10 protein-coding genes are annotated in these 12734 nt (G+C 32.7%); 8 read left to right on the top strand and 2 right to left on the bottom strand.

What is annotated here, in order from left to right:
• Window positions 1-235: 235 nt before the first annotated feature.
• Window positions 236-829 (bottom strand): TetR/AcrR family transcriptional regulator, encoded by a 594-nt coding sequence (locus P8V03_RS13640; protein WP_261669845.1) that lies wholly within the window; start codon window positions 827-829, stop codon window positions 236-238.
• Window positions 830-1357: 528 nt separating this feature from the next.
• Here P8V03_RS13640 and P8V03_RS13635 point away from each other — a divergent pair.
• The 8 genes from P8V03_RS13635 (at window position 1358) to P8V03_RS13600 (ending at window position 11474) form a co-directional block, all read left to right on the top strand.
• The gene (locus P8V03_RS13635) at window positions 1358-3055 is read left to right on the top strand and encodes a methyl-accepting chemotaxis protein (protein WP_318798528.1); all 1698 of its coding nucleotides are present in this window, start codon (window positions 1358-1360) and stop codon (window positions 3053-3055) included.
• A gap of 311 nt (window positions 3056-3366) precedes the next feature.
• Window positions 3367-4194, top strand: a complete 828-nt coding sequence (locus P8V03_RS13630) for a CPBP family intramembrane glutamic endopeptidase (protein ID WP_318798527.1) — start codon at window positions 3367-3369, stop codon at window positions 4192-4194.
• A gap of 535 nt (window positions 4195-4729) precedes the next feature.
• A complete protein-coding gene (locus tag P8V03_RS13625; protein ID WP_318798526.1) occupies window positions 4730-5779 on the top strand; it encodes a carbamoyl phosphate synthase small subunit in 1050 nt (349 codons plus the stop codon).
• Between the two features lie 53 nt (window positions 5780-5832).
• Entirely contained in the window at window positions 5833-9039 is a 3207-nt protein-coding gene (carB, locus tag P8V03_RS13620; RefSeq protein WP_318798525.1) for a carbamoyl-phosphate synthase large subunit, read from the top strand.
• A 174-nt stretch (window positions 9040-9213) separates the two neighbouring features.
• On the top strand, window positions 9214-9654 hold the full coding sequence (locus P8V03_RS13615; protein WP_261669850.1) for a MarR family winged helix-turn-helix transcriptional regulator: 441 nt from the start codon (window positions 9214-9216) through the stop codon (window positions 9652-9654).
• A gap of 16 nt (window positions 9655-9670) precedes the next feature.
• Window positions 9671-10486, top strand: coding sequence for an arsenite methyltransferase (arsM, locus tag P8V03_RS13610; RefSeq protein ID WP_318798522.1), 816 nt, complete (start codon window positions 9671-9673; stop codon window positions 10484-10486).
• 9 nt (window positions 10487-10495) lie between these two features.
• On the top strand, window positions 10496-10990 hold the full coding sequence (locus P8V03_RS13605) for an arsinothricin resistance N-acetyltransferase ArsN1 family A (RefSeq protein WP_318798521.1): 495 nt from the start codon (window positions 10496-10498) through the stop codon (window positions 10988-10990).
• Between the two features lie 73 nt (window positions 10991-11063).
• Window positions 11064-11474 (top strand): arsenate reductase ArsC, encoded by a 411-nt coding sequence (locus P8V03_RS13600; protein WP_318798520.1) that lies wholly within the window; start codon window positions 11064-11066, stop codon window positions 11472-11474.
• Window positions 11475-11546: 72 nt separating this feature from the next.
• Here P8V03_RS13600 and P8V03_RS13595 read toward each other — a convergent pair whose 3' ends face one another.
• On the bottom strand, window positions 11547-12587 hold the full coding sequence (locus P8V03_RS13595; RefSeq protein WP_318798519.1) for a tungsten cofactor oxidoreductase radical SAM maturase: 1041 nt from the start codon (window positions 12585-12587) through the stop codon (window positions 11547-11549).
• Between the last annotated feature and the right edge of the window lie 147 nt (window positions 12588-12734).

Raw genomic sequence — 12734 nt, 5'->3', positions numbered from 1 at the left:
TTAAAGCATCACCTTATGTACCAAATATTACTAAACAATTATTTCTAGTTTATATTATAAGTTTATTGAGGCTTAACTGTAAAGGTAAAAACATAGATTCGATTTTGAAATAGAGGACAGTAATCAGTGCTATATTCTAAAATACAAGAAAATTATAAGTTCGATATTGTAGTAATAGAGTTAGTATTGATTTAAAATTATAATTTTTAGTTGATCAATGGACATATGTATCTGATTAGGCTTTTATACCATTCCAATATATTTCCCATGCTTCGTTAACTTCATCTTTACTTGGTATTTTGTTGGAAGCTATCAGTTCATAAATATATCCATTTAGATTCCTATAAAAGGTTTTCACTAAAGAGTCTGGAGTTAACTTTCTAAAAAGTTTATTTTGCAATCCTTTATTGAATAATCCTATTATATAAGAACTAAAAATATCTACCCAATCCTCAAGTTTAGTTCCAGCTTTTTGTTGAACACCATGTGCTTCATATATGAAGTATCGAAATAAAAACTTGCTGTACTCATTGTTTTCTATAAAAAAGTCCATTGAGACACAAAATAAATTATACAACTGATTACTTACATCATCATCTAAAGGGTTTTCCAGGCAAGAATATGTTTTTTTTTCAAAGAGTGCTCTTGCCTCTCTGTGCAAGGTGGAAAATATCTCTTCTTTCGATTTAAAATAAAAGTATAATGAAGAGGACTTTATACCGACTTCACTGGCAATATCTCTTGTAGTAGTTTCAAAATAACCTCTCTCATTAAAGAGTTTTAGCGCAGTAAGCTTAATTTTTGATAGCGTATCTATTTCAACACTCATTCTTATTTCCACTCCTTCTATTATATTTTTGGTTTTATTTCTAGATTTGAGTTACTTCCATAGGAGTATCCATCTACTTGAGCCTGATAGTAGATTTATGATTCAGTATTATATTACCAATAACAATATAGTTTTGCAAAACACTTGCAGATATTCTCCTCTAGTGCCTATTTAAAATTTACGTATTTAGTACTTACTAAGCTAAGTGTAGAAAGGATAATATTTAGTGTTTTTTTTGGCCTTAGAAATTTGGATAATGTATAATTGACTACAATGAAAATCTCTGTTGAAACATTAAATAATAATATGATAATATGGTATTACGGTAGCTTTAATAAATGTTTCAAGATAGGCTATAAGTACAAGAGATTGACCTTAATAGGTGTAATTATTTACTAAATGATTGTTGAAAAGAGATATTTATGATTCCATCTTGATGCAGGAATCAAAGATATCTAATTTTTTAAAATACAATCTATCAAATGATAGGTAGGTTAAAATGCTAAATAAAGAGTTAGGGGGAAATATATGAGTAAGTTTTTTAAAAGATTTAAAGTTAAGACAATAGTTGCTGCAATGATAGTATTATCTATACTCTCTATTGCAATTACGGATTTTTTAGGTTTAACAGGAATAAGTACTGTAAATAATAATATGGAAGATTTATACAAGGATAACTTAATAGGTATTACAAGACTTGGATCTGTAAGAAGCGATTTTATAAATATAAGACTAAATGCTGAAAAGGCTATGCTTAAATACGACAGCGTATATGTGGAGAATATTAAGGTTTACAATGAAAAACTAGAAGCTAGAATAAAACAATTTGAGGAGACTAATCTAGATGAATATGAAACTAACAAGACAAAAGAAATTCGAACTAGCATAAATGAATATATAAATACATGGGAAAAGATTAAAATACAGATTGAAAATAAAGAAGAAACTTCACAAGAAGATAGTAAACGTCTTGAAAGTTTAGGTAATAAGACTGAAAGTGTTATACTTGAATTAAGAGATTATAATGAAAAGCAAGCAAAAGAACTAAATTCAGCTAGTGAAAAAATATACCTTAATAAGGTTAGAGAATTGTTTTATATTGGTATTGCAATCTTATTGCTTTTATCTTTAATAGGATACTCTATTATAAAGCTTATTGGAAACTCTATTAATGAGACTATTAATAACTTAGAATTAGTAGCCTCTGGAGATTTAACAGCTTCTATACATTCAGATGAAAAGAATGAGTTTGCAGTGATGAAGAAGTCTTTACGTAAAACAGTTGATAATATTAGAGAGATGATTAATGTTATAAAGAATCAATCTTTAGACATACATGGAAAGGCTGAAAGCTTCAGTGCTATTTCCGAAGAAATGTCTTCGGTGTCTCAAAATATATCTACAGCTATTGAGGAGGTTGCTCAAGGTACAAGCACCCAATCGGAAGAAATAATAGATACAACAGTAATACTTGACGAATTTAATAAAGTTTTAGAAGACACTATAAATCTCATTACAGGAATATCTGCAGGTACAGGCAATATTGAAAGTATGGCAAAGGACAGTAACGTTAAAATGAATGACTTAATAGTCTCTATTAAAAATGTACATGAAGTATTCGATGATTTTTCTTTGAAAATAAGCAGCTTAGGTTTGAACGTTAATCAAATTAATCAAATCTTGAATCTTATAAATGAAATAGCAGATCAAACTAACCTTCTTTCACTAAATGCATCTATTGAGGCTAGCAGGGCAGGAGTGTCAGGAAGGGGTTTTTCAGTTGTAGCTGATGAAATTGGAAAACTTGCAGAACAAAGTAAAGTTTCCTCAGTGAATATTGCTTCACTAGTAAAACAGATTTCTACAGATACCAATACTATGATTGCTACTTCTGACAATTTGAAAAAAGAGTTATTTGAACAACTTAAAATCTCAGAGATTGCTATGATGTCTTTTAACAACATAAAGGAATTAATTAATGACATGACCCCACAAATTAACAATGCAAATCTATCTATGAACTCTATAAAAGAGCAAAAGAACGCTATCATAGAAAAACTTGAGAGTGCCTCTGCTATTTCTCAGGAGGTATCGGCTTCTGCAGAGGAGGTTTCTGCAAGTACAGAGGAAATGAATGCTTCTTCTGAGGAAGTAGCAAGTGCTGCCTTAGAACTATCAGACATGACAAAGAAGATAGTTTCTTCTATGGAAAAGTTTAAGCTATAAAAACTTACCATTTAGAGTATAAATGCTGAACGTATTGAAGATAACAGAGGAATCTAAAATATAATTGAGATGAAAAGATAAAAATGAATATTTTTAGAAGGGTACGGCCTGGACGTACCCTTTTGTTTTTTAGCTCATAATTTATATAAAACGTAAAAGTATTATGCTATTCGTTGTAGTAATTATACAGCTATGGTAAAATTTAATTAAAGCAACCTGTTACTTTTAGATATAATTGTATTTTTATGCAAATCAGAAGGAGGGAAGCCAGTATATAAATAATTTATCAAGTATAAAATGGGGGCAAATTTATGACTATTGAAAAATATCGTCATCCAGTTCTTTTTTACATCCTAGCAACTCTAATTCCATGGATATCCTGGTTTACGGCTGGGCACATAAGTCACATTACTCCTAGCAATAACTTGAATATCCTGGTAGCCAGCATACTTGGAATAATTGGGTTAACTAGTCCAATGATAATAGCCTTTTCTATGATTCTACCGGATAAAGAATTAAGGTCTGATATACTGGAGAGGTTCTTTAGTTTTAAAAAAATAAAGCCTATTTATATTTTTGCAACCTTCTTCCTTATGCTTGCAAGTATTCTTCTTGCTCAAGCAGTTTCTTTACTTTTCGGTTATAGTTCAGATCAATTTAAACTATCAGGCGTATTTTCATTTTCAGCAGGGGTTTTTCCAGCGTGGTTTATGCTTCTAATAGCTCCGGTACTAGAGGAGTTAGCATGGCATACTTATGGTACAGATTGTTTGCGGAAACGTTTTAGTTTGATAAGTACCTCTCTTATGTTTGCAATCTACTGGGGTATGTGGCATTTTCCACTTTCGTTTATTAAGGATTATTATCAAAGCAATTTAGCGGAATCAGGATGGATATATTCCTTGAATTTTGTGGTTAGCCTCATACCATATGTTCTGTTAATGAACTGGTTATACTACAAGACAGGACGAAACATCTTAGTAGCAATTATATTTCACATTACAGCAGGGTTCTTTAACGAAATCTTCTTAACACATCCCGACAGTAAAATTATACAAACAGTATTGCTGCTTGTATTAACAATTTTCATAGTGATAAAGGATCGTGACTTCTTTTTTCAGCGAGACTATTCAATTTGATTATCATTAACAGGTGATTAATTTAGTTTGCTTTGACAGGGGCATGTACCCAGTTTGAGATAAAGTTACTTTGGAAGGTTGACAAGTTATGAAAAAAGTATTAGAATTAAATGTGAAAAGTTAAGTGAAAAATGCACTTTAATTTGGTCCTGTGAGGCCAGGAAGAGGTATGGATATGAATAAGTTTTTTTGTTATGCAGAAAAAAGGTTAATACAAGTACAATTAAATAACATGAATATATTGGGTAATAGGAAGATTATTTTTTAATTAAGTAATCTTCTTATTACCCTTTTATTTTGCGAGCAGGTAAAAATTACTAATAATAGTTTACATAATTAAATTACTTATAATTGTGAACTAAAGATACACCTACCTACTTGCAGTGAAAGGGCCTTCGTAAGCATAAAGTGTATTTTTACTATGAAGTGAAAATTGAACAAATCCAGGGACGTAGCCGCTCGGAACGTAATCTTAGAAAAGAGGGAGTATTAGAGCGGGTAGTCATCGGATAAATTTTAAGGGAGGTCTATGAAAATGAAAGCAAAACTTATACTAGAAAATGGAACAATATTTGAAGGAACTGCCTTCGGATATCTAAAGGATACCGTTGGTGAAGTGGTATTTAACACAGGAATGACAGGTTATCAAGAAATTCTTACGGACCCATCTTATTATGGTCAAATCGTAACAATGACCTATCCTCTTATAGGTAACTACGGCATAAATCTAGAGGATATGGAATCAAGCTCACCAAAGGTAAAAGGTTTTATAGTGAGAGAATTATGTAGTGCATCTAGCAATTTTAGATCGGAGTTAGAACTTAAAGACTACTTAAAACAAAATAAAATCATAGGCTTACAGGGAATTGATACAAGAGCCTTAACTAAAACTTTGAGAAACAGCGGCACTATGAAGGGCATAATTACCTTGGAAGATCAATCTTATGAGGATATAAAAAATAAATTACAGGCTTTTTCAAATAAAGATGCAGTAAACAATGTCACTGTTAAAGAAAAGTATGTAATAGAAAGAGATGGAAAGCATATTGCCATTGTAGATTTTGGAATAAAACAAAATATAATACGCTCCTTCCTAGAGAGAAATTGTAAAGTCACAGTTTTTCCTGCAGATACAAAGCCAGAAGAGATTTTAAGCATAAATCCAGATTTGATTTTTTTATCAAATGGTCCTGGAGATCCAGAGGATTTAACAGAAGTAGTAGAAAACATAAAAACACTTATTGGGAAAAAACCAGTTGTAGGGATATGCCTAGGCCATCAGCTTTTAGCTTTAGCTCTTGGAGGAAGCACTTCAAAACTGAAATTTGGTCATAGAGGCTGCAACCATCCTGTTAAGGATTTAGAAAAAAATAGAGTTCATATAACTTCTCAAAATCACGGATATTTTGTGGACAGGGTTCCTGAGAATATGGAAGTTACCCACAGAAGCTTAAACGATGGAACGGTGGAAGGAATGAAACATAAAAGCTTGCCTATATTTTCTGTGCAGTTCCACCCAGAAGCTTGTCCAGGTCCTAAGGATAGTGATTATATATTTGATAGATTCATGGAATATGCAATATAGATAAGTATTATATTTAAGAAGTATTACATTAAGCATTTCAGGAGGTAGTTTGTATGCCATTAAATAGAGAGATAAAAAAAGTTTTAGTTATAGGTTCTGGTCCAATAATAATAGGTCAAGCAGCGGAGTTTGATTATTCGGGAACACAGGCCTGTCAGGCTTTAAAAGAAGAAGGAATAGAGGTCATTTTAATAAACAGTAATCCAGCCACTATAATGACGGATAAGGAGGTTGCAGATAAGGTTTATCTAGAACCTTTAACAGTAGAATTTGCAGAGAAGGTTATAGCAAAGGAAAGACCGGACAGCCTTCTTACAGGAATGGGAGGACAGACTGGATTAAACCTAGCAGTAGAGCTTTATGATAAAGGAATACTACAAAAATATGGGGTAAAGGTAATAGGAACTTCTATTGAGTCTATAAAAGAAGGGGAAGATAGGGAACTCTTCAGAAACATGATGAATAGAATAAACCAGCCTGTTATACAAAGTGAAATAGTGACGGATATGGACGGCGGAAGAGCCTTTGCCAATAAAATAGGCTATCCAGTTATAGTTAGACCAGCCTATACCTTAGGAGGAACTGGCGGCGGAATAGCTAATAATGAAGAAGAGTTAGAGCAGATACTGCCAATGGGACTTCAGTTAAGTTCTATAGGTCAGGTACTTCTTGAAAAAAGCGTTAAGGGTTGGAAGGAAATAGAGTATGAAGTTATGAGAGACAGCTTTGGAAGCTGCATCACTGTATGTAACATGGAAAATATAGATCCAGTAGGAATACACACAGGAGATAGTATAGTAGTAGCACCAAGTCAAACTCTATCAGACAAGGAATATCAGATGCTTAGAAGTGCATCTATAGATATAATAAATGCAGTGGGTATAGAGGGAGGCTGTAATGTGCAGTTTGCTCTTAATCCAGAGTCCTTTGAGTATGCAGTTATAGAAATAAACCCTAGAGTCAGCCGTTCTTCTGCCTTAGCATCGAAGGCAACAGGATATCCTATAGCAAAGGTTGCAGCAAAAATAGCTCTAGGTTATGGTTTAGATGAGATAAAAAATGCAGTTACAGAAAAGACTTACGCCTGCTTCGAACCATCCTTAGATTATGTAGTGGTGAAAATTCCTAAATGGCCTTTTGATAAGTTCCAAGGAGCAGACAGGGCTTTAGGCACAAAGATGATGGCAACAGGAGAGATAATGGCTATAGGAAGCAATTTTGAAGCAGCCTTCTTAAAGGGGATACGTTCTTTAGAAATAGGAAAATACTCCTTAGAGCATAAAAAGTTTAGAGAACTAAGTATAAGAAAATTAAAAGAAAAAGTTATCACTCCAGATGATGAAAGAATCTTTGCTCTTGCAGAAATGCTGAGAAGAGATTATAGAGTAGATAAAATTACAGAAATAACGGGAATGGATAAATTCTTTATAGAAAAGTTTAAATGGATAGTACAAGAAGAACAAAGGCTTAAGCTAAGCAAAATAGAGGATTTAGATAAAGAGTGGTTCTATAAACTAAAAAGAAAGGGCTTTTCTGATAAGGGGATTGCAGATATGCTGAAGGTAAGCCCAGAGGATGTTTATAGACTTAGAACTATATTAGGCATAAAGCCAGTGTATAAAATGGTAGATACCTGTGGAGGAGAATTTGAAGCACTTTCACCATACTATTATTCTACTTATGAAAGCTATGATGAAGTAGAGGTTTCTAAAAATAAGAAGGTGATAGTTATAGGTTCTGGACCAATAAGAATAGGACAGGGTATAGAATTTGACTATGCTTCAGTGCATTGTGTAAAGGCCCTAAGAAAATCAGGCATAGAGACAATAATAATAAATAACAATCCTGAAACGGTAAGTACAGATTTTAATATATCAGATAAGCTATACTTTGAACCTCTTACAGAGGAAGATGTATTAAACATAATAGAAAAGGAAAATCCTTATGGTGTAATTCTTCAGTTTGGAGGACAAACCGCTATAAAGCTGGCTAACTTTTTAAAGGAGAAGAATATAAAAACCTTGGGAACAACAGCAGACCAAATTGACATGGCAGAGGATAGAGAAAAATTTGATGCTCTTTTAGAAACTTTAGATATAGCAAGACCTAAGGGTAAGGCTATCTGGACTATAGAAGAAGGATTGGAAGAAGCGAGAAGATTAGACTTTCCAGTGCTTGTACGACCTTCCTATGTATTAGGGGGACAGGGCATGGAAATAACCTATGATGAAAAGGAGTTAAGCTACTACCTGTCCAATGCCTTTGCAAAGGATAGGAAAAATCCTATACTGATAGATAAATATTTGATGGGAAGAGAAATAGAAGTGGATGCCATATCTGACGGAGAAGATGTTTTAATTCCTGGTATTATGGAACATTTAGAGAGAGCAGGAGTACACTCAGGAGACAGCATAACCATGTATCCAACTCAAAATGTAAGCAAGGAAATAAAAGAAAAAATATTAGAGTACACTAAAAGACTTGCACTGGGAATAGGAATAAAGGGAATGATTAATATTCAGTTTATAGAATATAAGGGACAGCTTTATGTTATAGAAGTAAATCCTAGGGCTTCAAGAACAGTGCCTTATATAAGTAAGGTAAGTAAAGTACCTATAGTGGAAATTGCTACAAGAGTTATGCTGGGAGAAAAGTTAAAGGACTTAGGTTATGGCATAAATATTTATAAGGAACCAGAACTAATATCTGTAAAGGTTCCTGTATTCTCAACACAAAAGCTTCCAAAGGTAGAAGTTTCTCTAGGGCCAGAGATGAAGTCCACTGGAGAGGTACTTGGAGTTGGAAAGACCTTGGAGGAAGCTCTTTATAAAGGATTTGTAGGAGCAGGTATGTTTACTGATAAGAAGATAGGCAATATATTAGCTACTATAAATGACCATGATAAGGAAGAGTTTTTACCTATGGCAAAGGAGCTTAATAAATTAGGCTTTAAGTTTGTGGCTACTAAAAATACAGCAGCACTTTTAAGAGCTGAAGGTATAGAGGTAAAGGAAGTTAGAAAGCTTAAGGAGGATCATCCCAATATAATTGACGTCATCAAGAATAAGGAAGTAGATTTGGTGGTGAATACTCCAACTAAGGGTAATGATTCAAAGAGAGATGGATTTTGTATAAGAAGAGCAGCTATTGAGAGAAATATAGGTGTTATAACGGCACTGGACACTTTCAAGGCTATGGTTGAAGTTAAAGTTAAGGGAATAAGCTATGAAGAACTAGAGGTTTATGATCTAGTTAAGTAATTTAAGTACCACTGATGTGGTAGGAGGAAAATATATTTTTTCTCCTGCTGTGTCGGTGGTATTTAGGTTTAGTCTATATTTGATGAATAACATAAGGATATGTGGAAATATTTACACAAAAAAACTGTTGCAATACACAACTGTTTTGTATTACAATTAATATGAGGTGGTAAAGTGAATACTAAGGAAAGTCATTATTTAAGGGAACTTATTAGAATTCTTGTTAGAAATCTTGGAATACTGGAAAAAAGCGAGGCCACATGCTGTGGAACAACAGTAGCCCAGTGTCATGCTATTGTAGAGATAGGCAGGGCAGCTGAAATATCGTTAAATGAGCTTGCGGAATTACTTTCTCTAGATAAGAGCACTATGAGCAGAACTATAAATAACCTAGTGCAATCAGATTTAGTAGTTAGAGAGCTTCATCCTGAAGATAGAAGGTATGTAACAATTAAGTTAACGGAAGAAGGCCTTAAGGTGTTTAAAAGTATTGAGAGTAGTATGGAGCAGTATTACAAAAGTATTTTTTCATCAATACCAGAAGAAAAAAGAGAACAGGTACTTGAGAGTCTACAATTGCTTATAGATGCAGCAAAAGAAGATAAATGTTGTTAATTAAGGGGGAAGGATTATGGAAAAAAATATTAAAAGTAAAGTTAAAGCTTATTATGGAGGCATAGCAAAACAAGTTAGTACTAGGGCTGAAAGTTCCTGTGGATGTGGAACTGCCTGCTGTGGAAATATTGACAACAACTCAAACATTTATACAAAAGAGTATTTAGAAGGTTTGCCAGAAGATGCTGTAAATGCTTCTTTAGGCTGTGCCAATCCAGTAGTTCTAGCACAGTTTAAGAAAGGGGAGACAGTACTTGATTTAGGAAGCGGCGGCGGAATTGATGTGTTTATATCATCAAAGTATGTAGGCGAAGAAGGTAAGGTTTATGGTCTTGATATGACTGATGAAATGCTTGATTTAGCAAATAGAAATAAAGAAAAGATAGGTGTTACTAATGTGGAATTTATAAAAGGATATATAGAAGATATTCCTCTTAACAATGAAACTATAGATGTTATAACTTCAAATTGTGTGATTAATCTGTGTGAAGACAAAGAGAATGCTTTAAGAGAAGCTTATAGAGTTCTAAAAGTTGGAGGCAGACTTGCCATAGCAGATATAGTTCAATTAAAGAAAGTTCCTGAAGATATCAAGCGTAGTGCTGAAATGTGGGTAGGATGCATTGCTGGAGCCTTAGATTTAAAGGTTTATGAGGAGATACTGAAAAGGGTTGGATTTAAAGAGGTGGAAATTACTCCAGTGAATTTATACACAAAGGAAATTATTGAGGAAATAGCAAAACAAAAGGGTTTAGGAGATTTATATAGCCAAATTGATGCTGAATTACTTGACGGTGCTTATGCAGGAGCACATGTTAAGGCGTATAAGTAGGTGATAAAAATGAGTTACATTACAAGAAAAGCAAAAATTGAAGATATATTATCTATAACTAATATTTACAACGAAGGCATTGAGGATAGAATTGCTACCTTAGAAACTAGGGTAAGGGATATAGATGAAATGAAGGAGTGGCTTACTACAAGAGGTGAGAGGTATAAAGTTGTAGTAATTGAAGATAGCCAAGGTATAGTTAGGGGATGGGCCTCTATAAATGTTTTTAATTCAAGATGCTGCTACAGTGGAGTTGGCGATGTTTCAATCTATATAGAAAGAAATATGAGAGGAAAGGGATTAGGAAAAGGGATATTAAATTATTTAATTGAAATAGCTAAAGAACAGGATTTTCATAAGTTAATCTTAAGTACCTTTGAATCTAATGAAATAGGCAAAAGATTATATAAGTCTACTGGCTTTAGAGAAGTTGGCACTTATATAAATCAAGGAATACTTGATGGAAAGTTTGTTAATATCACTATCATGGAGAAACTTTTATAGGTATAATAGAGGAGAAGTAAAGGTTGTTTTTACAGTCAATTTAAGATAGGTATTTTACGGAGGATGATTTTTTATGAAACCAAAGGTAGCATTTATATGTGTTCACAATTCTTGCAGGTCTCAAATGGCAGAGGCGCTTGGAAAGCTATTAGCTTCTGATGTTTTTGAAGCTTATTCAGCAGGAACAGAGTTAAGACCTCAAATAAATCAGGATGCAGTAAGAATAATAAAGGATTTATATAAGGTGGATATGAATGAAACACAAAGGTCTAAGTTACTTGATGATATACCAGAGGTAGATATAGTTGTAAAAATGGGCTGCAATGTAGTTTGTCCATTCCTTCCTTCAAAGCATGAGGAGGATTGGGGACTAGAAGATCCATCTGGAAAAAGTGATGAAGAGTTTATTAAAACAGCAAAGGCTATTGAAGAGAAAGTAAAAGATTTAGCAAGAAGAATTAAAAATAATGAAATTAATTTATAGAATTAACCTTAATAAAAGAAAAAAGATCGGTTTGATCTGGTCTTTTTTCTTTTATACTAATTTTAAAGTAGATTAAGGACACTGGACAAATGATCTACACCATAAACAGTCTCCGCAGGAAGGGGAAAAGGCATAACAATCTGATTCAGTATTATTAGCATGATCACATCCATCAACTAGATCACAGTCTATACAAGAAGGATATAAGCTATTTAGAATTCCTTCTCTAAAATTCTCATATTTTTCGCTATTCCATATGTTTACTAAAGTATCAGTTTTTATATTTCCAAAGGAAAATTTATTTACATGCTTTTCTCTACCAAAAACATATTCTGTATAGTGATGAGCAAATCTATAGCATGGAGCTATATCTCCAGAAGCACATACAAAAACAGCAGAATCTTTTATAAATTCACACCTTCGGATGGTTTTTAGTTCATAATTAGGCAGGGAAAGCCTAATTCCTTTGTAAAGAGAATAAAGGGTTACCTTGTTAAATAGCTCTTTTATATCCTTGTTTTCATACATGCTATATAATACCATATCCTTATTTTCTGGAGTTTGCGGAATAATATTTGAAACTATAAATTTATCTGCTTTTAAATCAACAGCTAAATCCATAACTTTAAAGATTTCATTTGAATTCTCTTTAGATAATACAAATTGTATATTTATAAGTGGTGTTTTAGAAGAAAATTTATCTTTTATCTTATTAAGAGTATTTATATTTGACACAATTAAATCTAAATCTATTCCTCTTATTTCTTTATGCTTGTCAAATAGTCCGTCAATAGATACAGTTATAACGTCAACATATTTTACAAGATATTCAGATAGATTTTCATCTATTAAGGTACCGTTAGTAGTAATTATAAGTTTATAGTCTTTTAGTAACTCAATGGTTTCTTTGAAATGACTAGATAACATAGGTTCTCCTATGCCACCTATAACTATTTCTTTTAATTGGCAGTGAGTTTTAAGTTCATTTACTAATTTATTTAGCATTTTTTCATCTATGTCATAAAAGTCCTGATTCCATGATTTTCTATAACATATCTTACAATTTAAGTTACATTTATCTGTAAGTTCTAAATATAACTTTTTTATGGACACATAAATACCCCCCACTGAATTTAAATTAAAGCCTATGAAGTTAAGAGCAGCTAGCATGATATTAATGTATTATATTACCATGGTATTCATAATATTACCATTATATAAATGTTAACAATTTTAACTGATTGGTGATTTAAATGCAGA

The sequence above is a fragment of the Clostridium tanneri genome, from assembly GCF_033659955.1.
GTDB classification, from domain to species: Bacteria; Bacillota; Clostridia; order Clostridiales; family Clostridiaceae; genus Clostridium_AM; species Clostridium_AM tanneri.
Note: the sequence above shows the minus strand (reverse complement) of the source record. Positions and strands in the feature narration are given on the sequence as shown.

Excerpts from the sequence above, each read along its gene's own strand:
- P8V03_RS13640 (WP_261669845.1), bottom strand. The coding sequence starts at position 829 with ATGAGTGTTGAAATAGATACGCTATCAAAAATTAAGCTTACTGCGCTA.
- P8V03_RS13635 (WP_318798528.1), top strand. The coding sequence starts at position 1,358 with ATGAGTAAGTTTTTTAAAAGATTTAAAGTTAAGACAATAGTTGCTGCA.
- P8V03_RS13630 (WP_318798527.1), top strand. The coding sequence starts at position 3,367 with ATGACTATTGAAAAATATCGTCATCCAGTTCTTTTTTACATCCTAGCA.
- P8V03_RS13625 (WP_318798526.1), top strand. The coding sequence starts at position 4,730 with ATGAAAGCAAAACTTATACTAGAAAATGGAACAATATTTGAAGGAACT.
- carB (WP_318798525.1), top strand. The coding sequence starts at position 5,833 with ATGCCATTAAATAGAGAGATAAAAAAAGTTTTAGTTATAGGTTCTGGT.
- arsM (WP_318798522.1), top strand. The coding sequence starts at position 9,671 with ATGGAAAAAAATATTAAAAGTAAAGTTAAAGCTTATTATGGAGGCATA.
- P8V03_RS13605 (WP_318798521.1), top strand. The coding sequence starts at position 10,496 with ATGAGTTACATTACAAGAAAAGCAAAAATTGAAGATATATTATCTATA.
- P8V03_RS13600 (WP_318798520.1), top strand. The coding sequence starts at position 11,064 with ATGAAACCAAAGGTAGCATTTATATGTGTTCACAATTCTTGCAGGTCT.